At 61.5% G+C, this 24,939-nt stretch carries 27 protein-coding genes; 7 read left to right on the forward strand and 20 right to left on the reverse strand.

Annotated elements, in window-relative coordinates:
* Nucleotides 1-64: 64 nt before the first annotated feature.
* Both HX793_RS18655 and HX793_RS18660 read left to right on the forward strand, forming a co-directional pair.
* Entirely contained in the window at nt 65-406 is a 342-nt protein-coding gene (locus HX793_RS18655; RefSeq protein WP_016980258.1) for a helix-turn-helix domain-containing protein, read from the forward strand.
* Nucleotides 403-774, forward strand: a complete 372-nt coding sequence (locus HX793_RS18660; RefSeq protein WP_005786715.1) for a hypothetical protein — start codon at nt 403-405, stop codon at nt 772-774. The genes HX793_RS18655 and HX793_RS18660 overlap by 4 nt, the downstream gene beginning before the upstream one ends.
* Here HX793_RS18660 and HX793_RS18665 read toward each other — a convergent pair.
* Both HX793_RS18665 and HX793_RS18670 read right to left on the reverse strand, forming a co-directional pair.
* The gene (locus tag HX793_RS18665; RefSeq protein WP_026000063.1) at nt 771-2,540 is read right to left on the reverse strand and encodes a bifunctional diguanylate cyclase/phosphodiesterase; all 1,770 of its coding nucleotides are present in this window, start codon (nt 2,538-2,540) and stop codon (nt 771-773) included. The two genes, HX793_RS18660 and HX793_RS18665, sit on opposite strands and share 4 nt — an antisense overlap.
* Nucleotides 2,541-2,658: 118 nt before the next feature.
* Entirely contained in the window at nt 2,659-4,740 is a 2,082-nt protein-coding gene (locus HX793_RS18670; protein ID WP_177097134.1) for a carboxy terminal-processing peptidase, read from the reverse strand.
* A gap of 138 nt (nt 4,741-4,878) precedes the next feature.
* Between HX793_RS18670 and HX793_RS18675 the strand changes: the two genes are divergently transcribed.
* Complete coding sequence (locus tag HX793_RS18675) at nt 4,879-5,841, forward strand: zinc-binding dehydrogenase (RefSeq protein ID WP_177097132.1); 963 nt, start codon at nt 4,879-4,881, stop codon at nt 5,839-5,841.
* A 145-nt stretch (nt 5,842-5,986) separates the two neighbouring features.
* Here HX793_RS18675 and HX793_RS18680 read toward each other — a convergent pair whose 3' ends face one another.
* From HX793_RS18680 to HX793_RS18705, 6 genes are all read right to left on the reverse strand, one after another.
* Nucleotides 5,987-6,640, reverse strand: a complete 654-nt coding sequence (locus HX793_RS18680; RefSeq protein WP_177097130.1) for an HAD family hydrolase — start codon at nt 6,638-6,640, stop codon at nt 5,987-5,989.
* Between the two features lie 29 nt (nt 6,641-6,669).
* Nucleotides 6,670-7,659 (reverse strand): ABC transporter ATP-binding protein, encoded by a 990-nt coding sequence (locus tag HX793_RS18685; protein ID WP_016980251.1) that lies wholly within the window; start codon nt 7,657-7,659, stop codon nt 6,670-6,672.
* Complete coding sequence (locus HX793_RS18690; protein ID WP_177097128.1) at nt 7,656-8,456, reverse strand: ABC transporter permease; 801 nt, start codon at nt 8,454-8,456, stop codon at nt 7,656-7,658. Before HX793_RS18690 ends, HX793_RS18685 begins: the two co-directional genes overlap by 4 nt.
* Entirely contained in the window at nt 8,443-9,279 is an 837-nt protein-coding gene (locus HX793_RS18695) for an ABC transporter permease (RefSeq protein ID WP_218178799.1), read from the reverse strand. Before HX793_RS18695 ends, HX793_RS18690 begins: the two co-directional genes overlap by 14 nt.
* Nucleotides 9,276-10,082 carry an alkaline phosphatase family protein gene (locus HX793_RS18700; protein ID WP_177097126.1) on the reverse strand — a complete coding sequence of 269 codons (807 nt, stop codon included), beginning with the start codon at nt 10,080-10,082 and terminating at the stop codon, nt 9,276-9,278. The genes HX793_RS18695 and HX793_RS18700 overlap by 4 nt, the downstream gene beginning before the upstream one ends.
* Nucleotides 10,083-10,271: 189 nt before the next feature.
* On the reverse strand, nt 10,272-11,348 hold the full coding sequence (locus tag HX793_RS18705; RefSeq protein ID WP_177097124.1) for an ABC transporter substrate-binding protein: 1,077 nt from the start codon (nt 11,346-11,348) through the stop codon (nt 10,272-10,274).
* Nucleotides 11,349-11,699: 351 nt separating this feature from the next.
* Here HX793_RS18705 and HX793_RS18710 point away from each other — a divergent pair, with 351 nt between their 5' ends.
* Entirely contained in the window at nt 11,700-12,425 is a 726-nt protein-coding gene (locus HX793_RS18710) for a UTRA domain-containing protein (protein ID WP_033900319.1), read from the forward strand.
* Here the strand turns inward: HX793_RS18710 and HX793_RS18715 are convergent.
* Genes HX793_RS18715 through HX793_RS18750 form a run of 8 tightly spaced genes read right to left on the reverse strand, consistent with a single transcriptional unit; the run spans nt 12,406 to nt 18,517 of the window.
* A complete protein-coding gene (locus HX793_RS18715; protein ID WP_177097122.1) occupies nt 12,406-13,320 on the reverse strand; it encodes a metal ABC transporter substrate-binding protein in 915 nt (304 codons plus the stop codon). The genes HX793_RS18710 and HX793_RS18715 overlap by 20 nt on opposite strands.
* Entirely contained in the window at nt 13,320-14,219 is a 900-nt protein-coding gene (locus HX793_RS18720; protein WP_177051970.1) for a metal ABC transporter permease, read from the reverse strand. Before HX793_RS18720 ends, HX793_RS18715 begins: the two co-directional genes overlap by 1 nt.
* Nucleotides 14,216-14,962, reverse strand: coding sequence for a metal ABC transporter ATP-binding protein (locus HX793_RS18725; RefSeq protein WP_177097114.1), 747 nt, complete (start codon nt 14,960-14,962; stop codon nt 14,216-14,218). Before HX793_RS18725 ends, HX793_RS18720 begins: the two co-directional genes overlap by 4 nt.
* Entirely contained in the window at nt 14,959-15,879 is a 921-nt protein-coding gene (locus HX793_RS18730) for a metal ABC transporter substrate-binding protein (protein ID WP_016980243.1), read from the reverse strand. The genes HX793_RS18725 and HX793_RS18730 overlap by 4 nt, the downstream gene beginning before the upstream one ends.
* A 19-nt stretch (nt 15,880-15,898) precedes the next feature.
* Nucleotides 15,899-16,459 (reverse strand): DUF6162 family protein, encoded by a 561-nt coding sequence (locus tag HX793_RS18735; protein WP_177097112.1) that lies wholly within the window; start codon nt 16,457-16,459, stop codon nt 15,899-15,901.
* Nucleotides 16,456-16,785: a hypothetical protein gene (locus tag HX793_RS18740; RefSeq protein WP_016980241.1), complete on the reverse strand. Its 330-nt coding sequence runs from the start codon at nt 16,783-16,785 to the stop codon at nt 16,456-16,458. Before HX793_RS18740 ends, HX793_RS18735 begins: the two co-directional genes overlap by 4 nt.
* Nucleotides 16,782-17,318, reverse strand: a complete 537-nt coding sequence (locus tag HX793_RS18745; protein WP_025859107.1) for a PA2404 family protein — start codon at nt 17,316-17,318, stop codon at nt 16,782-16,784. The genes HX793_RS18740 and HX793_RS18745 overlap by 4 nt, the downstream gene beginning before the upstream one ends.
* Entirely contained in the window at nt 17,315-18,517 is a 1,203-nt protein-coding gene (locus HX793_RS18750) for a PepSY-associated TM helix domain-containing protein (protein WP_016980239.1), read from the reverse strand. Before HX793_RS18750 ends, HX793_RS18745 begins: the two co-directional genes overlap by 4 nt.
* Before the next feature lie 271 nt (nt 18,518-18,788).
* On the opposite strand from HX793_RS18750, the gene leuC reads away from it, so the two are divergent.
* Together leuC and leuD are read left to right on the forward strand one after the other, a co-directional pair.
* Entirely contained in the window at nt 18,789-20,207 is a 1,419-nt protein-coding gene (leuC, locus tag HX793_RS18755; RefSeq protein WP_177097110.1) for a 3-isopropylmalate dehydratase large subunit, read from the forward strand.
* The gene (leuD, locus tag HX793_RS18760) at nt 20,204-20,818 is read left to right on the forward strand and encodes a 3-isopropylmalate dehydratase small subunit (protein ID WP_177097108.1); all 615 of its coding nucleotides are present in this window, start codon (nt 20,204-20,206) and stop codon (nt 20,816-20,818) included. Before leuC ends, leuD begins: the two co-directional genes overlap by 4 nt.
* Here leuD and HX793_RS18765 read toward each other — a convergent pair.
* The 3 genes from HX793_RS18765 to HX793_RS18775 form a co-directional block, all read right to left on the reverse strand.
* Nucleotides 20,815-21,729: a LysR substrate-binding domain-containing protein gene (locus HX793_RS18765; RefSeq protein ID WP_204937098.1), complete on the reverse strand. Its 915-nt coding sequence runs from the start codon at nt 21,727-21,729 to the stop codon at nt 20,815-20,817. The genes leuD and HX793_RS18765 overlap by 4 nt on opposite strands.
* 78 nt (nt 21,730-21,807) lie before the next feature.
* Entirely contained in the window at nt 21,808-23,112 is a 1,305-nt protein-coding gene (locus tag HX793_RS18770) for a dicarboxylate/amino acid:cation symporter (RefSeq protein ID WP_177097107.1), read from the reverse strand.
* A gap of 84 nt (nt 23,113-23,196) precedes the next feature.
* The gene (locus HX793_RS18775) at nt 23,197-24,072 is read right to left on the reverse strand and encodes an alpha/beta fold hydrolase (protein WP_177061138.1); all 876 of its coding nucleotides are present in this window, start codon (nt 24,070-24,072) and stop codon (nt 23,197-23,199) included.
* 16 nt (nt 24,073-24,088) lie between these two features.
* Here HX793_RS18775 and HX793_RS18780 point away from each other — a divergent pair, with 16 nt between their 5' ends.
* A complete protein-coding gene (locus HX793_RS18780; protein ID WP_177051952.1) occupies nt 24,089-24,274 on the forward strand; it encodes a hypothetical protein in 186 nt (61 codons plus the stop codon).
* Here the strand turns inward: HX793_RS18780 and HX793_RS18785 are convergent.
* On the reverse strand, nt 24,271-24,732 hold the full coding sequence (locus HX793_RS18785) for a VOC family protein (protein WP_177051987.1): 462 nt from the start codon (nt 24,730-24,732) through the stop codon (nt 24,271-24,273). The two genes, HX793_RS18780 and HX793_RS18785, sit on opposite strands and share 4 nt — an antisense overlap.
* Nucleotides 24,733-24,939 lie beyond the last annotated feature (207 nt).

Genomic DNA, 24,939 nt, shown 5'->3' on the forward strand with positions numbered 1-24,939 from the left:
CTACTTCAGACCATCCCTAAGGAAAGAGCTTACTAAGTAAGTGCAGTTATCCTACGGGGCAGTCATGGATATTCAGATAATTTCACGCAATGGCGAACCCGAGTACGCGGTGTTGCCATGGGACCAGTACCAGGCGCTGCTAAAAGCTGCCGGTCAGCAACAACCGACGCTTCCTCCTCTCTCATCGCCTGCCCAAGCCGCCCCTGAGCAGGACCTGCGCCCGCTTGCAGACCTGCGTGGCTTGCGCGAAGCCAAGGGCTTGGCAATCGAAGCCCTGGCTCGCACCGTGGGTATCAGCCCCTCGTATCTTGGATTGATTGAAAGTGGTGAACGCCAGCCGGATGCCGCGATCCGCCGCAGCCTGGCCTGGGAATTGGGCGTTGCAGGTTGGAGGGATGAATCTTGAGCCTACGTATCAGTCGTCAACACTGGGATGGGTTACTCAACGAACTGGACCAGGCGCGCCGCCAGCGCCATTTGCTGACTTACCGCGCGCTGCTGGAGCGCCTGCAATTTCCGACGCCCGCCATGCAAACCCTGGCCGCGGCCCTGGAGCACCTGGCGGCGCTGGATGCCAAGGCGGAGCAGCCGTTGCGCAGCTCGCTGGTGATCAGCCAGGGCGCCAGCCGTTTGCCACGTACCGGTTTCTTTGAATGTGTGGAGCGTCTGGGGCGCTTCAGCGGGCCATCCGATGGGGTGGCCGCGGCCTCCTGGCACGCCTCCGAAGTGGTGCGGGTGTTCGAATACGAATACCCGGAGTCTGCCGAGGCTTAAAGCGCCTGGGGCAGCGCGTCCATGCTGTCGATCACGTGGATGCTATAGCCGGCCATGTCCTTGGCATGGTGCTTGGCCTGCGAGGCCAGCTCCGCCAACTGGCTGGCATCGAGTTGTCCACAGGCCTGTGGATACAAATGCACCACGCCGATGGACAGTGACAGCAGCGCAAACTCCTGGCGCACGCCTTGGCGGTTGAGCGCCACGAAGCAGCCAGCATCCAGGTGTTCGGCACGGTAGAAGCGCCGGCATTGGGTGTGGAAGTCATCCAGCAGCTGATTAAGGCGTTTGCGCCAATCCTGCGGGCCCAGCACCAGCAAAAAGTCATCGCCGCCGATATGCCCGACAAAGTCGCGGCTCGGGTCGACGCGGTCGTTCAGGCACTGCGCCAGGCACAACAACACCTCATCCCCACGCCCATAGCCGTAGATATCGTTGAACGGCTTGAAGCTGTCGATATCCACGTAGCAGATCACCGATTCGCGCTGTTGTTGCAGCAGGCGCGTCAGGCATTGCTGGATCGGCACGTTGCCCGGTAGCAGGGTCAGCGGGTTGGCGTAGCGCGCCTGTTGGATCTTCAACTCGGTGATCAGTTTGAGCACATCGATCACCCGGCCCAGGCCCAGATAATCGCCATTGAGCGTGATGATGAAGTCTTCTTCGATGCGTTGTCGCGCGCGGCTGGTGAGCAGGCGGCTGACCTGCTGCAGGGACTGGCTCAGTTCTACCGCCAGAAAGTCGGTGCTCATCAGTCGGCTGATGGGCTTGCGCGCAAACAGGTCGGTGGCGAAGGGTTTCAGCAGCGCATCCGACAGTGAATGCCGGTGGACGATACCGATCGGGTGTCCGCGCCCATCCAACACCGCCAGGGAATTGAGGTTGGCCTGGCGCCGGAAAGCTTCCAGCACCTGGGCGGTGGCGGTGTCCTGGTCCACCGCCGGCTGTTCGTTGAGCAGGGCGCTGAGGTCGCTGCCTTCGTCGTTCAGCGCCACGTTGGCGCTGTCGGGCTTGGGCAGCATCAGGCGTGCTTCCTGCGGTGGCTGCTCCTGCGGACGGCAGAGCAGGTAGCCTTGGACCAGGTCCACGCCCATCTCCGTCAGTACTGCCAACTCTTCAGGCAGCTCGATCCCTTCGGCAATCACTTGGGCACGCGACGCCTTGGCGATTTGCAGGATGGAGCCGACAAATTCCCGTTTGAGCGCGTCCTGATGGATGCCGTCGATGAAGTGTCGGTCGATCTTCACATAATCCGGGCGCAGCTCCGACCATAGACGCAGGCTGGAATAACCGGCGCCCAAGTCATCCAGGGCAATTGAGAACCCCATGTTGCGGTAGTGGTGCAGGGCGGTTTGCAGCAGGTCGATATCGTTGGTGGGGGTTTGCTCGGTGAGTTCGATCACCACCTGGCTGGGTGGAATGCCGAAGTCATGCAGCAGTTGCAGCGTGCGCCCTGGCTGGTGCGCGGTTTCCATCAGAGATTGCGGCGAAACGTTGAGGAACAGCTTGCCCGGCAACTTCTGTTCACTGAAGCGTCGACAGGCGCTTTCTCGGCAAACCATTTCCAATTCGCTCAGTCGCCCGGCCTGGCCGGCCACCGAGAACAGGGCTACGGGGGAGTGCAGCGGGCTGTTGGACGGCCCGCGACTGAGGGCTTCATAACCGAGAATGCGCCGTTCAGACAGGCTGATGATCGGTTGGAACAGGCTGTGCAAACTGCCTTGAGCCAGGATAACGCCCAATGCATTCAGCTGTTCGGTCATGGTCATGGCGATCTCGATCGAAAAAAAAGGACCGCAGGCTGGAAACCTGCGGTCCTTCATTTCACGACAGAATGATGTCTATATGATGACACTCCGGGGAGCGTTCACATTAAATCGCCATCATTTACTGCTTGGCTACCTGTTTGCTGATCTTCAGGTAGTTCAGCAGGATCCGGCCCGTCTCGGCCAGGTAGGCGTCGTCTTCCGGCTTGGTTTTGTCGGCTTCGGCCGGCAGTGCATCTTCGTCTTCTTTCTTCAGCTCCTTGAGGGGATCTTCACCCTTGGCCTTGCGGCGGATGTTTTCCAGTGCAAGTTGCTTGTTTTCGATGTCGGTGTGCTGCGCGCGGCGGTCCACTTCGTTGAGGCTGACGGTTTTTTCTTCCATCAGCTTCTTGGCCAGGGCCAGCTTGTCGCGGATGAACACGAACTCGGCATCCTTGGCGGAGCGGGTGTCGTGGTCAGCCTTCAACTGCGCCAGGAATGGCTTGAACGGATCCGAAGCGGGCTTGATCGCAGGGCGGATGGTGTCCCACGGCATGGCTTCCGGCAGGGCGCTTTCGCCGATTTCCTTGGTGTCGATGATCGACGGGAAATCGATGTCCGGCAGTACGCCCTGGTGCTGGGTGCTCTGCCCGGAAACCCGGTAGAACTTGGCCAGCGTGAGTTTCAGCTCGCCATGGTTCAGCGGCTGGATGGTCTGCACGGTGCCTTTGCCGAAGGTCTGGCCGCCGATGATCAGGGCGCGGTGGTAGTCCTGCATGGCGCCGGCGAAAATCTCCGAAGCCGAGGCCGAGAGGCGGTTGACCAGCAACGCCATCGGGCCTTTGTAGAAGGCGCCCGGGTTCTCGTCTTCCAGCACATCCACACGGCCGTCAGCGTTGCGCACCAACACGGTCGGGCCCTTGTCGATGAACAGGCTGGTCAGCTCCGTGGCTTCCTGCAGGGAACCGCCGCCGTTGTTGCGCAGGTCGATGACCACGCCGTCGACTTTTTCCTTCTGCAGCTCGGTAAGGATTTTCTTCACGTCGCGGGTGGTGGACTTGTAGTCCGGATCGCCAGCGCGGAAGGCCTTGAAGTCCAGGTAGAAGGCCGGGATTTCAATCACGCCCAGCTTGTAGTCCTTGCCATCCTGCTTGAGGTTGAGGACTTTCTTCTGCACGGCCTGGTCTTCGAGCTTCACCGCTTCGCGGGTGATGGACACGATCTTGCTGGTCTGGTCGTTCGGCGCATTGGTGTGCGGAATCACTTCCAGGCGCACCACGCTGCCTTTCGGCCCACGGATCAGCTTGACCACTTCGTCCAGGCGCCAGCCGACCACGTCGACCATTTCTTTGTCGGCCTGGGCCACACCGATGATCTTGTCGGCCGGAGCCACTTGCTTGGTCTTGTCTGCCGGACCTGCCGGCACCAGGCGCACGATCTTGACCTGGTCATTGTCGCTTTGCAGGACGGCACCGATGCCCTCCAGCGACAGACTCATGTTGATATCAAAGTTTTCCGCGTTATCTGGCGACAGATAATTGGTGTGCGGATCGTAGGACATCGCGAAGGTGTTGATGTAGGCCTGGAAGATATCTTCGGCACGGGTCTGGTCCAGACGTGCCAGCTGATTCTTGTAGCGCTTGGTCAACAGCTCCTGGATGGCCTTAGGCTCTTTGCCGGCGATCTTCAGGCGCAGCACCTCGTCCTTGACGCGTTTGCGCCACAGGTCATCGAGGGCGGCGGTGCTGGTCAGCCAAGGCGCGTCCTTACGGTCGACCAGCAGGCTTTCCTTCTGGGTGAAGTCGAGCTTGTCGACGCCTTTGTCCAGCTCACCCAGGGCGAAGTCCAGACGCGCTTTGACGCGGTCCAGGTAACGCTTGTAGATGGTGAAGCCGGGTTGCAGGTCGCCGCTCTTGAGGAAGTCGTCGAACTGCGTCTTCCACTTGTCGAACTCGGCGATATCACCGGCCAGGAAGTAGCTGCGCGACGGGTCCAGCAGCTTGAGGTAGCTGTCATAGATGATCACCGAGCGCGCGTCGTCCAGCGGCGGCTTGCTGTAGTGATGGCGCTTGAGCAGTTCGACGACGTTAAGGCTGGCAATCACCTCATCGCGATCCGGCTGAAGGTTGTCCCAGCTGTTGGCTGCGAACGTATTGGTCGATGTCGACGCGAAGCCGAGACCAATGAAAAGAGCGAGGGCGGTGCTGGGGAACAAATGCTTCATGCTGATTCGACGCGGGGGCAATTGATAACGCATATTAGGCCGTCTTTGAGGGAGCCGGTTCCATATGGTCCGGTCGCATAATGCAAAAAGCCCGGCGATACAGCTACGGGCTCAGTCCAGACTCACTATGGAGGCACTGTGAAAGCATTGCAAGGCGTTGACGGTCATGTGGAGTGGTTGGAAGAACCCAGTCCTACTTGCGATGTAGGCCAAGTTCGCATTCGTGTGGCGGCAGCGGGCCTCAATCGCGCCGATTTATTACAGCGTGCAGGGCTGTATCCGCCGCCTGCGGGTGCCAGCGCCGTGTTGGGCCTGGAGTGTTCCGGGGTGATCAGCGAAGTGGGATCGGGCTCATCCTGGCAGGTTGGCGACCGTGTCTGCGCGCTGTTGGCCGGCGGTGGCATGGCTGAAGAAGTGGTGGTGGATGCGCGTCATGTATTGCCGGTGCCAGAAGGTTTGTCGCTGATCGAAGCGGCGGCATTGCCTGAGGTGTACAGCACCGCGTGGCTCAATCTGTTCCAACTGGCCGGTCTCAGGCCTGGCGAAAAGGTGTTGCTGCATGCCGGCGCCAGTGGTGTGGGCTCGGCGGCGATCCAGCTGTGCAAGGCGTTCGGCAGCCCGTGCTGGGTCAGCGTCGGCTCGGCGGAGCGCCTGGCCTATTGCGAAGAACTCGGCGCCCAGGGCGGCGTGGTGCGCACCGATGGTATTGAAGGGCTGCGGGATTTCGGGCCGTTCGATGTGATTCTCGACCCGGTGGGCGGCAGCTATGCCGCGCTGGACCTGAAGCTGCTGGCCCTGGATGGGCGCTGGGTGTTGATCGGCTTGATGGGTGGCCGTGAAGCGCAGATCGACTTGGCGCAGGTACTGGGCAAGCGTATTCAGCTACTGGGCTCGACTCTGCGCAGCCGCAGTGATCAGTTCAAGGCCGACCTGTTCAGTGACTTGAGCCAGCATGTGTGGCCGTTGTTTGTTGAAGGGCGCCTGAGCCCGCAACTGGCCAAGACCTTTGCGATACAGGATGCCGAGGCGGCGTTTGCCGAGCTGGCGAGTAACCAGATTTCCGGGAAGTTGGTGTTGGTGATCGATGAGGCCTTGAACTGATCCCAATTTGGAATGCAGTCCAAATGTGGGAGCGGCGGTGCGACGATTCGACTTGCTCGCGAAGGCGGTGTATCTGTGAAGAATGTTTCATCTGACACACCGCATTCGCGAGCAAGCCCGCTCCCACATTTTGATCTCTGTTGAATCAGGTCCAGTGATGGATCGGCCACCCAGCCTGTTCCGCGTGGGCACGCAACACGGGATCCGGGTTCACCACCTGCGGATGATCCACCTTCAGCAGCAACGGCAAATCATTGCGCGAATCCGAATAGAAATACGCGCCTTCCAGCGTTTCACCTTCCTTTTCCAACCATTCCAGCAACCGCGTGATCTTGCCCTCACGGTAAGTCAGCACACCTACGGTATGCCCGCTGTACACGCCATGGCTGACTTCAAGGTCGATCCCCAACACCTCATCAATCCCGATCCGCGCCGCAATCGGCGTGACCAGGTGCGTGCCCGACGCCGAGATCACCAGAATCCGATCGCCATTCGCGCGATGGCGGGCGATGGTCTTGGTGGCGTCGCTGTAGATCAGCGGCTCGATCACGTCCTCGACCCACGGCTCCACCAGATGTTCGATCTCCTCCGGTGTGCGGCCGATCATCGGCTCCAGGCTGAAGTCCATGAAGTTTTCCATCTTCAGCTTGCCCTGGCTGTAGGCATCCATCAGTTCGTGGTTCTTGCGCATGAACGACGCAGGGTCGACCCAGCCCAGGCGGCCCATCTGCTCGCTCCACAGGGTGGCGCAGTCGCCGTGGATGAGGGTGTCGTCCAGATCAAAAATTACCAATGCCATCGGTCACGCTCTCTCAATCAATCGTTGCATCAGGCTACTTCACACAGCGCGCTTGGGTCGATGGAAAGTGCCAGGCGTTGTCCGTCCGGGTGCAGGTCGTCGGCCGAGCGGTTGAGCACATCCACCACCAGTTCCACGCCGCGCGCTTCGATGCGGTAGCGAATCACGTTGCCCAGCAGGCTGTGGCTGCGCACCAGGGCGTCCAGTTCGCCATCACGGCTCAGTTCGATGGCTTCCGGGCGAATGGCGATGCGGCTGTTGATCGGGCGTTGCAGCAACTGGGTGGCCTTGTCGGCGTCCAGCAGGTTGTAGTTGCCGATAAAGCCGGCGGCGAACACGTCGACAGGCGCGGTATAGAGGGTCTCGGCATCGCCGCTCTGCACGATCTTGCCCTGGTTCATCAGGAAGATCCGGTCGGACATGGTCAGGGCTTCTTCCTGGTCATGGGTCACGAAGATGGTGGTCAGCCCCAGTTCACGCTGGATCTGGCGGATCTGTTCGCGCAGGTGCTTGCGAATCCGTGCATCCAGCGCCGACAGCGGCTCATCCAGCAACAACAGACGCGGGCGGGTAACCAGGGAGCGGGCGAGGGCCACGCGCTGGCACTGGCCGCCGGACATCTGGTGCGGGTAACGACCGGCGAGGTCCTTGAGTTCCACCAGTTGCAGTACTTCCTGCACGCGCTTGTGGCTGTCGTCGGCATTGACCTTCTGCATGCGCAGGCCGAAGGCGACGTTCTGCTCCACGGTCATGTTGGGGAACAGTGCATAGCTCTGGAACACCATGCCGATGTGACGTTTCTGAGGGCTCAATGGGACGATGTCCTGCCCATCCAGCAGGATTTTCCCACTGTCCACCGAGGTCAGGCCGGCAATGCAGCGCAGCAGTGTGGATTTGCCGCAACCGGACGGGCCGAGCAGGGTGACGAACTCGCCCTTGGCGATCTCGCAGTTGATATCACTGAACACCGGGGTGCCGGCGTAGCCTTTTTGCAGGTGTTGGACGCTGACGAAGCTCATTGGCTTTTGTCCTTGTTCAAGATATTGGCGGCCCAGGTCAGCACCAGCACGAAGAAGAAATAGGAAATCACGACGGCACTGGTGAAATGGCCGCTGCTGTTGCGCATGTTGTTCAAGTACACCTGCAATGTTTCGTAGCGGGTGCCCACCAGGATGTTGGCGAACACGAACTCACCGAACAGGAACGAGAACGACAGCAGCAACGCCACCATCAAGCCTTTGCGCAGGTTCGGCAGCACCACCAGGATCGCCGCCTTCCAGGTGCTGGCGCCGAGCAGTTGTGACGCGTCCATCAGGTCGCGCAGGTTGATCGCCTGCAGGTTGTTGGTGATCGCCCGGTACATGAACGGCAGCGCGACGGTGAAGTAACAACCGATCAGAATCCACGGCGTGCCGACCATCGCCATCGGCCCGGAGCCATACAGTTGCAGCAGGCCCACCGACGACACCACCGGAGGTACCGCGAAGGGCAGCAGGATCAGGATGTTCATCAGCGCATCGAGCTTGGGGAAGTGGTAATGCACCACAAACAGCAGCGGCAAAATCAGCACCACCGACAGGATCAGCGCGCCGACGCACACCAGCAACGATTGCCCGAAGGCCATCAGGAAGCGCGGGTCGCTCCACAGTTGCACGTACCATTTAACCGTGAAGCCAGCGGGCAGGATGGTTGCCGACCAACTGCTGGCAATGGAGTAGACGAAGGTGCCCACCAACGGCAGCACCAGGATGGCAAACAACAGCCACACCACCACCCGATGGTAGAGGGAGGCCGGGCCGGCTTCAGCGCGAGACATGGTAGCTCCTCTTGAGCAACAGTTGATGGACCACGGTGACCACGGTCATCAGCGCCACCAGCACCACGGCCAGGGCGCTGGCCATGTTCGGGTCGAGGGACACATCACCGGAGACCAGCCCGGCGATACGGATCGGCAGCACGTTGAAGTTACCGGTGGTCAAGGCGTACACCGTGGCATAGGCGCCCAAGGCGTTGGCCAGCAGAATCACGAACGTACCGAGCAGGGCCGGGGTGAGCACAGGCAGGCCGATGTGCCGCCAGAACTGCCAGCCATTCGCGCCGAGCAAGGCGGCCGACTCACGCCAGTCTTCGCGCAACGCATCGAAGGCCGGGTACAGCAGCAACACACCCAGGGGAATCTGGAAGTAGGTATAGAGGATGATCAAGCCGGTCTTCGAATACAGATTGAAGTCCTGAATGATCCCCGCCTGCTTGAGCATGATCGTGATGCTGCCGTTGAAGCCCAGCAAAATGATGAACGCGAAGGCCAAGGGCACGCCGGCAAAGTTGCTGGTCATGTTGGCGAAGGCGGTGACGAAATTGCGCAGCGGCGAATCCACCCGGCGCAACGAGTAGCTGCCCAGCGTGGCGATGATGATGCCGAAGATGCTGGAGTAGAAGCTGATCTCCAAACTGAACTGGATGGCTTGCAGGTAGAACTTCGAGCTGAAGATACGTACGAAGTTTTCCACGCCCCAACCGGCTTCTTCAGTTTGCAGGCTGTTGATCAGCACCCATACCAACGGGGCGATTTCGAACACGGTAAAGAACAGTGCGAAGGGCACCAGGCACAGCAGCGCCAACCATTTGCCACGGATCATTTCAATAGCTCCCGGCAGACAGGTTTGTCGTGGGGCACGCCGAGCAACTCGCAGACGGTGCCGCAGAGGTCGGTCTGTTTCGGCGTGGCGTTGGGGTCGAGGCTGAAGGCATTGCCGAGAACGAACAGCGGCACTTCGCGCTCTTCCGGCAACAGGCCGTTATGGGAACGGTCGTTGTTCATGCCGTGGTCGGCGGTCACCAGCACTTGGTAACCGGCGTCGAGCCAGGCTTGCAGGTAGTCGGCCAGGATAATGTCGGCCGAGCGTGCGCTGTTGCGGTATTGCGGGGTGTCGAGGCCGTGCTTGTGGCCGGCGTCGTCGATGTTCATAGGGTGCACCACCAGGAAGTCCGGCGCGTGTTTGAGGCGCAGGCTCTCGGCGTCGGCAAACAGGTGGGAATCCGGGTAGTGGTCATTCCAGTAGAAATGCCCGTGCTGGATCGCCAGTGACGGGTCGTCGGTATGACGGTCGCGGGCGGCGAGGAAGGGCGTGCGGTTGTACAACTCGCTGACCCAATGGTAAGCCGCCGCTGCCGTGGTCAAGCCGGCGTCGGTGGCGTAATGGAAAATGCTGCGCTGGTTGGACAGGCGCGAGACGTTGTTGTGCACGATGCCGCTATGGATCGGAGGCACGCCGGTGAGGATGCACTCATACAGCGGGCGGGACAGGGCGGGCAATTCACATTCCAGTTTGTAGAGGGCTGCGCGTCCTGCGCCGACATAGGCCTGCAAGTGCCCCATGGCGTGCCTCGCAACCTCGAAGTTCAGGCCGTCGAGCACGACAAGGATGACAGTGTGCTTCATGGGGGCTGGCGCTCCGCAACAGTAGGTTTGACTCAATTTCATTGGATGAGCGGGGTCAGAAGTGTGGGAGCGGGCTTGCTCGCGAAAGCGGTGTGTCAGGCCATGAATCAGTTGACTGAACCAACGCATTCGCGAGCAAGCCCGCTCCCACATTGGATCTCCAGTGGAGCTCCAATGCGGGTGCCGGACTTACTTCATCTCTACGATGACCTGCTCATTCCACAACTGAGGCAGTTTCTTGGAAGTTGCTTCCCAAGCATCTGCATCCTTGATCGGCTGCGGGTTGGCCTTGGTGTACTGCTCGCCCGGGATCAGGTTCTTGGCGATGTCGGCCGGCAGTTTCAGGTCTGTTTCAGCACGAATCGGGCGCGCATTGCCTTTCGCCAGGTTGAGTTGGCCGGCGTCGCTGAAGATGTATTCGCGGGTCAGCTTGGCGGCGTTCGGGTGCTTGGCGTATTTGTTGATGATGGTGGTGTAGCCGGATTTCACCGAGCCGTCCGATGGGATCAGCACCACGTAGTCATCCGGGTTGGCCATCTTGGCCTTGTAGCTCAGGCCGTTGAAGTCCCAGACCACGCCCACTTCGACTTCACCTTTTTCCATGGTGGCGATGGTCGGGTTGGACATCGAGAGGCGGCCTTGCTGGGCGATCTTGGTGAAAAATTGCAGGCCGGGGGCGATATTCTTTTCGTCGCCTTTATTGGCGATGGCCGCTGCCAGTACACCGTTGGCCGCTTGCGCTGCAGTGCTCACGTCGCCGATGGAGACCTTGTACTTGCCGTTTTGCAGGTCAGCCCAGCTGGTCGGCACTTCAGAGCCGTGCAGCAGCTTCTTGTTGACGATAAACGCGATGGTGCCGGTGTAGGCCAAGGCCCAGTGACCGTCTTTGTCTTTAGCCCAATCCGGAACCTGGGCCCAGGTGGACGGTTTGTACGGCTGGGTCACTTCCTGCTTCACCGCGATCGGACCGAACGCTGCGCCCACGTCACCGATGTCGGCGCTGGCGTTGTCTTTTTCAGCCTTGAACTTGGCGATTTCCTGGGCCGAGCTCATGTCGGTGTCGATGTGCTTGAGGCCGTAGGTCTTGGCCAGGTCTTCCCAGGTGCCTTTCCAGTTGGCCCAGTCATCGGGCATGCCGACGCTGTTGACGGCGCCTTCTGCCTTTGCGGCAGCTTCCAGGGTTTTTAGATCGGTATCAGCGGCCATGGCGGCGGTGCACATGGCAATGGTCGAGCCTAACAGTGATGCCAGGAAAAGCTGTTTCATCCGAAGCTCCTTTGGGCGTTTTCAACGCTGCGTTTTTATCGACGTTTGCGGTGGTGTTGGTCTAGGTCAGCAATACCTGAGCCAATCTAGGCTCGATGGATGACAGTTTCATGTCGATGTCGTTTTTAAATCGCTGATGTCGCTTGTTGCAGAGTTAGCGTAGACCATGCCCAAGTGCCCGCATTGATTGGACTTGGCCGATGTATTGCAGGGTGTGCTAAGGGCGATGGATACGGACTGTCATCTGTCGGTCATCTGTAATGCCTAGGCTGGCAAGCTTGAGTGCTGGCCGGTTTACGCAGCGGTTTGTGCACCGGATCGGTGCTGGTCTAGTCCAGATAGGTAACGTTGATGCGTGATGAGGCAATCAAGGCGGTGACATCCATTGGCCTGGCGCTGCAAGAGCAGATCGACCACGGTTTGTTGCCGCCTGCCAGCAAACTGCCCGCTGAGCGCAAGCTCAGCGAGTTGTTTGGTACCACCCGGATTACCGTGCGGGAAGCCTTGTTACAACTGGAAGCCCAAGGCCAGATCTATCGCGAGGAGCGGCGCGGCTGGTTTGTCTCGCCGCCACGGCTGGCCTACAACCTGATGCAACGCAGCCACTTTCACGCCATGGTCAGCGACCAGGGGCGGGTCGCTTCTACGGAAGTCATCTCTGCGCGCTTGCAGCCGGCGTCGGCGGCGGTGTGTGCGTGGTTGCAGTTGCCGGCGCTGTCCAGTGTGATTCAGATCTGCCGGGGCCGGCGGATTGATGGGCGCTTGGTTTTGTATGTGGAGCACTACCTGAACCCGCAGTATTTTCCGGGGATCCTGGCGTGTGATTTGAATCAGTCGATGACTGAGCTGTATGCGCGCAAATACGATCTGCACTATGGGCGCGTGCGCTTTGAAATCGTGCCGACGTCACTGCCGGTGGAAGCCGCCGCCGCGTTGCGCGTGTCGGTGGGCAGCCCGGGCTTGCGGATCGCCCGGGTCAATTATGACCAGCACCAGCGGTTGATCGATTGCGACCTGGAGTTCTGGCGGCATGATGCCATTCATGTCGGTGTGGATGTTATGGGGTCAGCGCCTTGATCACCTGATCCACATTGGTTTCCAGCTCTGTCACCGGCTCGGCACCGTCCACATTCAACACCAACAGTTTTGAATCACCGGCAGTGATAGCCGCCTTCACCGCGTCACTCGGCTGCCGATGATGCAGCACCACCGCCACCTCATTGTCCTTCAACTCGGCACTCAGTTTCTGCAACGCCTCCGGCGTCCAATCCGCGTCGGGCCGCGCGTCGGTGCTGAGCACTTCCAGGTTCAAACTGCTGACCAGATAGGCGAAGTGATCACTCAGGCTGACCACACTCAGGTTATCCGCCTTGGCTAGCCGCGCCTCGCTGTCGGCGGTGAGCTTGAGCAGGCGCTGCTTGAGGGCGGCGAGGTTGGCGTCGATCTTCGGTTTGGCGGTGGGCGCCAGGCGGCTCAGGTCGGCGGCCAGCACATCGGCCATGCGTCCCATGTTGTTGCTCGACTGCCACGGCTGGCTGTTCAGGCCATCGGTGACGCCCGGCTGCACCGCGATGCCCGGCAGACCGCCGTCCACCGGGCGTGCGGCATCGACTTCGACGATGCGGATGTTGCTGCGCCGCGCTACCGGGTACAGCGGGTCGTCGGCCCACAGCGAGCGCAGGCCGATGGCGGCGTCGGCGTCCTGCGCCAATTTGCTCAGAGCTGGCGCGCCACGGCCGGTGAAGTAGGACACTTGTCGCGAACCGGGCAGATTGGCCGGCGCGGCGCGTTCAAGCTGCACGTCGGTGTCTTTGAGCAGCACTTCAGCCAGGCCGTAGGTGATCGGCAACGAGGCCAGCACTTTGACCGGCTTTGCCGCGTGGGCAGCCGGTTTGGCTGCTTCAACCGCCATCAACGGCGTGGTGAACAAACAAGCGATGGCCAGGGCCAGGGGAGAAAGAACGGAGCGCATTATCCAAGATTCCCTTTAAGGCTGGGCACCGTGCCGCGCGCGATGGCGGCCAGGGCGAAGGCGATACCGGCGACCAGGATGATCGCGGCGCCGGACGGCACAGGCAGGTCGAAGATGATCGGCAGCAGGATCCCGCACAGGGTGCTGACGGTGGCAATCGTGACCGATATCCAGAAGAAGCCCTTGAGCGACTGGCTCAACAGGCGCGCCGCAGCGGCGGGAATTACCAGCAGCGCACCCACGAGGATCGCGCCGATGACCTTGACCGCCGCGACGGTGATCAGCGTCACCAGGATCACGAACAGATAATCCAGGGTCTTCACCGCTACACCGCGTACCGCCGCCAATTGCGGGTTGAAGCTGGCCAACATGATGCGGTTGTACAACGGCAGTGCCAGGGCCATCACCAACGAGCCGACCACTGCCAGCACCAGCAGGTCGTTGCCGTTGACCGTCAAGACCGAGCCGAACAGTACGTTCTCGAGGATATGCACGTTGATCTTGCCGGCCAGGATCAGCAACAGGCTCGCACCCAGCGCCAGGGACACCGACAGGAACACGCCGATCAAGGTGTCCGGCGCCAGGCCGGTGCGGTTGCGCAGGTAGTTGAGCAGGATGCCGAACAGCAGGCAGTAGCCGAACAGCGCGCCATACGGGCCGGTGTAGGGTTCACCGAGCAGGATGCCCACCGCCACGCCGGTCAGCGCCGCGTGGCCGACCGCTTCGGAGAAAAACGCGAAGCGCTTGACCACCACCAGCGTGCCCAAACCGCCCAGTACCGGGCCGATCAGCAGGCCGGCGAGCAGGGCGTTGACCACAAAACCGTAGGCCAGCGCTTCCGGCAGGTAACCGGAAGAGGCCCAGCCCTGGACCATCAAGCGAAAGGCTTCATAACTCATTGCGCCGGGCTCCGAGGGTGGGTAGAGAACAGGGTCAGCAGGCGATCCGGGGTCAGCGCCTCTTTAGGCGTAGCGTCGAACAGCACGCGGCGGTTCAGGCCGGTGACGCGGTCGGCCAGGCGGCCCACGGCCTCCAGGTCATGCTCGATCCACAACACGGTGATGCCGGCCAAGCGCCAGTCATTCAGCAGGCGCTCAAACACCTGGATACCGGCTTCATCCAGCGCCGACATCGGTTCATCCAGCACCAGCAGCTGTGGCGCCGGGATCAGTCCCTGGGCCAACAACACGCGCTGGCGCTCACCGCCGGACAGCGCGCCCATGCGCCGCTTGCGTTTGTCTTGCATGCCGACGCGCTCCAGCGCATCGCCAATCGCGCCGGCGTAATGCTTGGACAGGCCCAGAAACGCCGGACGCCGCTGGCACATGGCGGCCATGAAGTCATCCACGGTCATCGGCAAGCCCCGGTCAAATTCCAGGGCCTGCGGCACATAGCCAATGGTGCCGGGCGTGGCCGGCCAGTGCAGGCTCAACCGTCCCTGATGAGGTGTCTGGCCCAGCAGTGTCTTGATCAGCGAGCTTTTGCCGCCGCCGTTGGGGCCGACCAGCGCATGAATGCTGCCCGGCTGTACCTGGAAGCTCACGTCATCAAGGATCACGGTGCGACCGAGCGTCAGCGCAATCTGGTCGAACTCAAGTGTCGGGCCGAGGCTGACTGCACTCAGTTGTTCCGCCGCCGTCATGACCCGGACTCCTGAATGGCTCGCACCACCGTATTGAGGTTGCCGGTCATCTCCACTTCGTACTTCTCGGCGCTGTATTCGCCGTAGGAAATATGCGACAGCGGGTACAGCTTCACGCCTGACTCACGCTGGATGGTGTCGACGTAGGTCGACGGGAAGTCCATCTCCGAGAAGATCACCTTCACGTCCAGGGCGCGCAGTTCATCGATGGTTTTCTTCAACTGACTCGGGCTTGGCTCGATGCCGTGGGCGGGTTCGACCACAGCGGTGACTTCCAGGCCGAATTCGCGCAGCAGGTAGTCGTAGGCCGCGTGCACGGTGGCCACGCGCAGGTCCGGGTTGGGCGCGCTGGTCAACTTGGCGAGGGCATCAGCGCGCATCTGGCGCAGGCGCTTGCCATAGGCGCGAGCGTTCTGGGTGTAGGTCTTGGCGTTGTCCGGATCGAGCTTGCCCAGTTCGCGGGCGATGTTGTTGACCTGGGCAATCGACGCACTGATCGACAGGAAGGTATGCGGGTTGACCACCTTGCCCGCACCGCGCGCGGCGTTACCGGTGGCCGCCAGCAGCGGCACGTTGGCGTTGGCCTCGATTACCGGGATGTCCGGGCGTTCACTGGTGGCGATCATGCGGTCGGCGAAATCATCGTGGCCGACGCCGTTGAGCACGATCACGTCCAGGGTGCCGATGCGCTTGATGTCTTCGGCGCGCGGCTCGTAGGCGTGGGGGTTGAAACCGGCCGGAATCAGCGGCACCACTTCGGCCTTGTCGCCGACGATATTCGCTACGTAGCTGTAATAAGGGTGCAGGGTGATACCGATACGCAGGCGTTTGGCCGCCTCGGCGTTAGCCAATGGAGCGAGCATCAGGCTGAACAGGCCAACCAGCAACAGGCGCAACAGGGGAGATGAAATAGACATGGGCAATCGGTCTTCTCGTTCAGTGACGGTGCTGGCGGGTGACGCCGGCATCGAATTGCGCAACCACTTGCTGCCAGCCGGCCGCGATCAGCGCCTGGTCAGTGAGGTTGGAAGGGGCGGCGAGGTGGGCCTGGCGATTGAGCCAGATATCCGGCTCGGCACCGTGCACGCGCATCAGCAGCGAGCCGGCGGTGGCCGGTGCCTGGCTCAAGCCCAGGTAGGCTGAAGGCTCCAGCAGTTGCCAGCGATGATCGCCACGGCTGACCGAACTGGCGTCCTGGGCAAACGGCGCAAAGCCTTCTTCGGCCAGTTGCGCCGGGCTGGGCAGTGCGCTTTGCTCCTGCTGCAACAGCTGGATCTCATCCAGGGTCACCCGCAGGTCGGCGTAGATGCCTTGCTCGGCGGCGCTCAGGTCGCGGCGCGCATCCAATTGGTGGCTGGGTACGGCCGCCACTTCCTGGGATTCACCGTGCAGCGCGATCACCGAGCCTGCCACCGCGAGGATGATCAGGCACAACAGCAGCACGTAGAGGGTTTCATGACCGGCGCCGGCGGGGCGTACAACCTGTGTGGTGGTCATTGCGGCTGTATATCCGCTTGGTCGATTTCCACCACGTGGCCGGGGCCTGCATCAAACAGCACGTAGAACTCGGCGGACGGTTTCTTGAAGGTCAGGGTCGAGTCCTCACCCAGCTTGCCAGGCACCAGGATGGTTTCGTCATAGCCGATCACATCGAGGGTCACGCCGGGTGCGCCGCTGCCGTCGGAGAAGCCGCCTTTGCACTGGATCTGCTCGCCGGGGATTTCCTTGCACTCACACATCGGGTTGTGAGCCAGGGCGACGGTACTGAAACCGGCGCACATCAGCAGGACGCCACAGGCGCGGGTCATACGCATCAAAGTCATGGTTTAACTCCTTGCTTGTTCAGCCAGGCAATAGTGGCAGGCGAGGCCTGGCTCAACGGGATGGAACCCTGGTGCATCGTGCCGTCCCAGCCTTCCATGGTGACCCACAGTTCGGCGTCGGCGGGTGTGCGTTCCGGGATCGGCAGGCCGGCGCCCATGCGGTACGGCGTGCCAAAGAAGATCACCCCGGCGGCGCGCAGGCTGCGCGGCTTGCCGATGCGCAAGTAGGTGGCCTTGACCTGCTCGGCACAGGTGTCGCACAGGGCGGCATTGAAGAACTTCATCGGCCCGGCTGGGTCGGGGCGCGGGCCTTCGTTGCGGAACTCCGCGAGGGTCAGGCTCCAGGGCCCGACCTGCACCTCACCGGCCACGCGCTCGCCGATGCCGGTGTCGCCACGAAACAGCGCCGCGTCAGCGAAGTACTTGGGCATGAAGCCCAGGGGGATCAGCAACAGCAGCACATTGATGTGGAAGCGCCATTTCAGCCAGAAGGCCCGCAGCGCCGAAGGTTTAGCAGCAGCGACCTTGCTCATGGGGTGACCTCCGAGGTTTCAGCCTGCCTGGCGGGGGCGGCCGCCGGCTTATGTTGGGTCTTGGCTTCACGCTTGAGGGCATTGAGGGTGGCCAGGGCGGTGCGCTTGGTCCAGATCAGCAGGCCGCTCAACACCATCATGCTCATGATCAGGCCAAAGAATGCCCAGATCAGCTTGATCCAGATCCCACCAAAGTCGCCGGTGTGCAGCGGGCGCATGGATTCGGTGACGAACTCCAGCTTCGAGCGGTCGGACAGCAAGTGCGCCGCCGCGACTTCGCCGTCATAGGGGTTGATCTGCGCGGTCTGGAACATCAGCGGATACCAGCCGCGCCCGCCGATCTGCAGGTGGCTGTAGGCATTGAGCGGCAGGCTGATGAAGCTCGCCTCCAGGCCAGGAATGCGCTGGGTGGCGATCTTGATCGCCTCGTCCACAGGAATCATGGGAGCCGGCACGCCGGGTGCCGACATCGGCACTTTTTCCCGTGCAATCACCGGGATGACCGGCTCGGTGGAGATCGATATCTGGTTATCCCCCAGGATCGCCCGGATCAGGAACCAGATGCCGGTGACGGAGATCACCGCGATGAACCAGATCGACCAGATACCACTCAAGCGGTGGAAGTCGCCCCAGAAGATCCGCGCGCCGTGGCGGATACGCAGGGTCGGGCGCAGGAAGCCCTTCCAGAAACGCTTGTATACGACCAACCCGGTGACCAGCGACGCGAGCAATGGAATACCCAGTGCCGAGACCAGGTACCAGCCCCAGCTGTAGCCATTGGTGAATGGCACCAGCCACCAGCCGTGCAGGGCGCGGGTAAAGGCCTGGAAGTTGAACGACGGGCTGATGCCCTGGATCGCGCCGGTGTAGGGGTTGACGTAGACCTCGACGGAGCGCCCGTCGGGGTAGCTGAGGTCGACGCTGAGGGCGAAGTGGGATTCGTCGGGGCGGCTGATCGACTGGACGAACACCTGGGGTTCTTCGCGCTTGATCGCGGCGATCACCTGGTCATAGCTCAGCGGTTCGGCGTCGTCCGTCGGCTTGCTCGCACGGATATCCGGGTTGGCCAGCCAGACGATCTCCTGGCTGACCACCGCCAGGGTGCCGGTGACGCAGACGATCAGTACAAAGAACCAGATGGGCAAGGCCAACCAGCTATGCACGAGAAACCAGAGTTTGGAGCGTGACTTCTTCGACATGTGAATGAGGGTCTTGATCGGAGGGGGGCAGTGAAGGCCCGGAAAAGGCCAGTCGTAGCTTTTGCTGACGCGACAGGCTGTATCTAAGTTAAGACGGATGAGAATGAGAAATCCCTAACCCGGATATGAAAGAAAATGTTTCAGGTTCACATTCAGGCCGCTTAAACGCCTTGATCGAACACGAAACATGTTCCAAGCCTTCACCCAAGCGGCATTGATGGGACCCAGGCGCTGCGTAGGATGGGCGCATACCGTTGAGTGAGCCTAAGAAATGACTGCCAGAACCCTCTACGACAAACACATCGACTCCCACACGGTGTGCCCCCTGGATGACCAGGGCCATGTCCTGCTCTATATAGACCGCCAAGTGATCAACGAATACACCAGCCCCCAGGCCTTCAGCGGCTTGCGCGAGGCTGGGCGCACGGTGTGGCGTCCGGGCACGGCGTTGGCCGTGGTCGACCATGTGAACCCCACCACGCCCCAGCGTATCGCGGCGATGCCGGATGCAGGCGGCGCGCGCCAAGTGTCGTACCTGGCGGAGAACTGCCGGGACTTCGGTATCGAGCTGCTGGACATCCTCGACAAGCGCCAAGGCATCGAACACGTAATCGCTCCGGAACAGGGTTTTATCCTGCCCGGCATGGTGATTGCCGCCGGTGACAGCCACACCACCACCTACGGCGCCCTCGGGGCCTTTGGTTTTGGCATCGGCACCTCGGAAATCGAACACCTGCTGGCGTCCCAGACGCTGGTCTACAAACGTTTGAAAACTATGCGGGTGACCGTAGACGGTGACCTGGCGCCGGGTTTGACCTCAAAAGACGTGATCATGGCGCTGATCGGCAAGATCGGCGCGTCCGGCGCAACGGGCTACGCCATCGAATTTCGCGGCTCCACCATCGGCGCGCTGAGCGTCGAGGCGCGCATGACCATCTGCAACATGGCGGTGGAAGCGGGCGCTCGTGGCGCCTTCATGGCGCCGGACGAGAAAGTGTTCGCCTACCTCAAGGGCAAACCACGCGCACCGCAAGGCGAGCTGTGGGAAAAAGCACTGTTGGAGTGGCGAAAACTCCACACCGATGACGACGCGGTGTTCGACCGGGAGGTGCAACTCGACGCCACCACCCTGGAACCCATGGTCACCTGGGGCACCAGCCCCGACCAGGCTGCACCCATCGGCGCCCGCGTGCCCGACCCGCAGGATGTCAGCGACCTGATCCTGCGCCAGGACATGCGCCGTGCCCTCAACTACATGGGCCTGGAAGCCGGCATGCTGCTGAGCGAGATCGTCATCAGCCACGCCTTCATCGGCTCTTGCACCAACGCCCGTATCGAAGACCTGCGCGACGCTGCCAGCGTGGTGCGCGGCAAACACGTGGCCGACCACGTCCGCGCGATGATCGTGCCCGGCTCTACCGAAGTCCGTGACCAGGCCGAGGCCGAAGGGCTGGCGGCGATTTTCATCGACGCTGGCTTTGAATGGCGCCAGTCGGGCTGCTCGATGTGCCTGGCCATGAACGACGACGTGCTGGCCCCCGGCGACCGCTGCGCCTCCAGCACCAACCGCAACTTCGAAGGTCGCCAGGGCGCGGGCGCACGCACGCACCTGATGAGCCCGGCGATGGTCGCCGCCGCTGCCATAACCGGTCGCCTTACTGATATCCGCCACTTTGGAGCGCGCCCATGAGCCTGCAACCCTTCACCCTGGTCACCGGCAAGGCCGCGCCGATGCTGGCGGCCAACATCGACACCGACGTGATCATGCCCAAGCAGTTCCTCAAGGGCATCGACCGCAGCGGCCTGGACCGTGGGTTGTTCTTCGACTTGCGCTTCTTGCCGTCCGGCGAGCCCAACCCCGACTTCGTGCTGAACCAGCCGGCCTGGCAGGGCGCGAGTTTCATGGTGGTAGGGCCGAATTTCGGCTGCGGTTCCAGCCGCGAACATGCGGTGTGGGGCTTGAAGCAAATGGGCATCCGCGCCCTGATCGGCAGCAGCTTTGCTGGGATTTTCTATGACAATTGCCAGCGCAACGGGGTGTTGTTGATCACCTTGGACGAGGCGGTGTTGCAGCGGTTGGGTAAGACGGTCAGCCAGGCGGACCAGGCGCAGATCAGCGTGGACCTTGAAGCCCAGGCCATTCACTTGGCGGACGGCGAGGTGCTCCCGTTCCAGATCGATACCCTGCGTAAAACTGCGTTGCTATTGGGGCTGGACGCCATTGGCAGCACCTTGCAACACCGTGAAGAGATCAAGGCCTTCGAGTGCCGGCACCTGGCAGCCAATCCCTGGCTGAGCTAAATCGACAACCCTTTGAAATGCTCCTGCAAAAACTCCACGCAGGCGCGCAGCTTGCCGGAATACGCCAACCGTGTCGGGTACACCGCCCACACGTTGGCGCTCTGGGTATACCCGTGCAGCACCTGCACCAGCTTGCCTTGTTCCAGTAACGGCTTCACATCCCACATCGAGCGCAGCAATACCCCGCGCCCATCCAACGCCCACTGCAACACAATCTCGCCATTATTCGACGACAACGGCCCGCGCACGCGCACGCTTTCCTGGGCGCCGTTGTGTTCCAGGTTCCAGATGCCAAACGCGTTATCGCGCTCCTTGAGCACCAGGCAGTCGTGCTGCTCCAGGTCGCTCAACTGTTGCGGTGTGCCGCGGCGCTGCAGATAAGCCGGGGCGGCGCACAGTACGCGGCGGTTGCTCACCAGTCGGCGGCCGATGTGCTGGCCGGGGATATCGTCGCCCACGCGGATCTCCAAATCGAAGCCTTCGCTGACGATGTCCACCACGCGGTCGAACAAGTCCAGGCGGATTTCCAGGTCCGGGTACTGTTCCGCCAGCAATGACAGGGCCGGCGCCACATGGTTGCGGCCGAAACCAAAGCTGCTGCACAGGTGCAGACGGCCACGGGGGCTGTCGTGGGCGTCGGAGAGTTCATCGGAGAGTTGCTGGAAGTCTTCCAGGATGCGCACGGCCCAGCGCTGCACCCGTTCACCGTCTTCGGTCAGGGCAATGCGCCGGCTGGTGCGGTGCAACAGCCGGGTGGCCAGGGTGGTTTCGAGGATCTGGATGCGCTTGCTGACATAGGCCGGCGACAAGCCCAGCTCATCGGCGGCCGCTGCGAAGCCGGCCTTGCGGATCACGGTCAGGAACACCCGCAGGTCTTCGGGTAGGGGCACGGTATCTTTCTTATTTGTCATCAGAAACAGGGCTGGCGGCATGAGCCGCCAGAATAGCACCGGATCGGTGTGCCTTCCGGCACACCTGGCCGTCTACGGTTACTCTGCCGCGACCTTCGCTTGAGCCGCCGCCCGCGCATGGCGACCGTGCTTGAGGGCGATAGGCGCCATTTTTTCGCGGTCCAGCTCACCTTCCCAGGCCGCCACCACCAGCGCGGCCACGGCATTGCCGATGATGTTGGTCAGCGAGCGGCATTCAGCCATGAAGCGGTCCACGCCGAGGATCAACACCATCGCCGCCACCGGCACGGTCGGCACCACCGCCAAACTTGCCGCCAATGCGACAAACCCCGCGCCGACCACCGCCCCGGCGCCCTTGGACGTCAGCATGGCCACCGCCAGCAGCGTCAACTGCTGTTCCAGCGGCAAGTGGATATTGGTGGCCTGGGCCAGGAACAACACTGCCAGGGTCATATAGATGTTGGTGCCGTCCAGGTTGAAGGTGTAGCCGGTCGGCACCACGATGCCCACCACGCCCTTGGAGGCGCCCAGGCTTTCAAGTTTCTGGATCAATTGCGGCAGCGCCGATTCCGACGAACTGGTGCCCAGCACGATCAGCAGCTCCGACTTGATGTAACCCATCAACTTGAAAATGCTGAAGCCGGCGTAGCGGGCGATGCTGCCCAGCACCACGGCAATGAAGAAAAACGCGGTGATATAGAAGGTGCCCACCAGTTTCAACAGCGGCAGCAACGAACCGACGCCGTATTTGCCGATGGTGAACGCAATCGCGCCAAACGCCCCGATCGGCGCGACCCGGCTGATGATGCCGACGATGCGGAAAAACACTTCGCTGGCCTGGTTGATCACACCCACCAATGGCCGGCCTTTGTCACCGACCATCACCAGGCCGACGCCAAACAGCACGGAAACGAACAACACCGGCAGGATTTCACCTTTGGAGAACGCGTCGAAAAACGTCGCGGGGATCACATGCAACAGGAACCCGACAATGCCTTCACCGTGTTCGGCCTGGCCGACAAAACCGGCGATGGCCGAGCTGTCGAGGGTTTTCACGTCAATGTTGAAACCGACGCCCGGATGCAGCAGGTGCGCGGCGAGAATGCCGATCAACAGGGCAATGGTCGAGACGACTTCGAAGTACAGCAGCGCCTTGCCGCCGACCCGGCCCACCTGCTTTACGTCGTGCATGCTGGTGATGCCGGACACCACCGTGCAGAAGATGATCGGGCCGATGATCATCTTGATCAGCTTGATGAAACCGTCGCCCAAGGGCTTGAGGTCGATGCCGATCTGCGGCCATTGATGGCCGATCAACACACCCAGCGCGATGGCGATGAGCACCTGGATATACAGGGTTCCCAGCAGTTTTCTGATTGTCATTGTTATTATCTCGCAGTCTTTTTTTGGGCAAGCAGACCCCGTCGCAGGCGTTGGCGCGCCTGCGTGGGGGAGTGAATCAGGGGGTCAGCGAAGGAAGGTCAGGACTTCGTCTAGCAACAACTCGGGAGCCTCTTCGGCAATGTAATGGCCGGCCGGCAGGGCCTTGCCGCGCACATCGGTGGCGACTTTCTGCCATTCCTTGAGCGGCTCGAAACAGCGGCCGACGGTGCCTTCGGCGCCCCACATCACCAGCAACGGCAGGTTCAGGTGATGCCCGGCGTCGATATCCGCCTGGTCGTGCTCAAGGTCGATACCGGCGGCAGCCCGGTAGTCTTCGCAGATGCCGGTGGCGGCGCCCGGCAGTTTCAGGCAGCGCAGGTATTCGGCGAAGGCCTCATCGGTAAATGGCTTGAGCCCGGCACTGCGACTGCCCATCACGCTGCGCAGGTACAGCTCCGGGTTGCCCTCGATCAAGGCTTCCGGCAACGGTGCCGGGCGGATCAGGAAGAACCAGTGCCAGTAGGCGCGGGCGAAGGCTTCATCGGTTTGTGCGTACATCGACAGGGTGGGGGCGATGTCCAGCAGCACCATGCGTTGCACAGCGTTGGGATGATCCAGCGCCAGGCGATGGGCCACACGGGCGCCACGGTCGTGGGCCAGCACCGAGAACTGTTCGAAGCCCAGGGCTTGCATGAGCTCGACGCCGTCCCGGGCCATTTCGCGTTTTGAATAATTCGTGTGGTGGTCATTGGCCGGCGGTTTGCTGCTGTCGCCATAACCGCGCAGGTCGGCCGCCACCACGGTGAAGTGCTCGGCCAATTGCTCGGCGACTTTGTGCCAGATGACGTGGGTTTGCGGGTGCCCGTGCAGCAGGAGCAGACCGGGACCTGTACCGCCTTTGCGGTAGCTGATGTCCACGCCGTTGACGTGGCAGCTGTCTTTTTGGAATCCGGCGAACATGGAATGACTCCTTGTGATGAGTGCCTGCATCCTGGAATCACGCGGCGTTCGGGGCAAGGGCGAAAACGTGGAGGGGTTGTTCATGAAGTGTGATGTAGGAGCGAGCTTGCTCGCGAAGAAGGTCAACGATAACGCCAGCCTGCTGAATGCAGGCGTTGTCATGGCGTTTTTCGCGAGCAAGCTCGCTCCTACAAAATCTTAGGCTTGCTTGAACATCTCCATCGCACGCTCCCGTATCTGCGCCTCGGTCAGGTCTTCCTTGTGGGTGGCCAGGAACCACACATGGCCGAATGGATCCTTCAGCGTGCCGGAGCGATCGCCGTAGAACTGGTCCTTGGGTTCGGAGATCGGTGTGCCACCGGCTGCGATGGCTTGTTTGTATTGCGCGTCGACGTCATTGACATACACATGCAAACCGACGCTGGTGTGGCCATCACGCGGGCTGCCAAACGCACTTTCATCGCAGGGTGAACCCAGCATGATCGGCGAGTCACCGATACGCAGCTCGGCGTGGCCGACTCTACCGTCGGGCATGTTCAGGCGCATGGCTTCGATGGCACCAAAGGCTTTCTTGTAGAACTCGATGGCTTCGGCCGCTTTTTCGACGCCCAGGTAGGGCGTGACGCTGTGGAAACCCTCGGGAATGGGTTTAACGCTCATTTCGTTCTCCTTGAGTGGTGGTTATGGAGGGACGGCCTTTTCACTATAGGCCACGTACGCCGGGGCCTGCGGGCAACCGACGAGGTGTTCGCCAGGCAACAGTGAACCGGCAGTTTGCTGCGCCATAAGCGGGTAAGGGGCGCGTTTTTACGGCCAAACCACCGGTTTCCGGGCTCGGCACAGAAGCTGCAATACCTCTGGCAAACC

Source organism: Pseudomonas reactans, assembly GCF_013387025.1.
GTDB classification, from domain to species: domain Bacteria; phylum Pseudomonadota; class Gammaproteobacteria; order Pseudomonadales; family Pseudomonadaceae; genus Aquipseudomonas; species Aquipseudomonas reactans.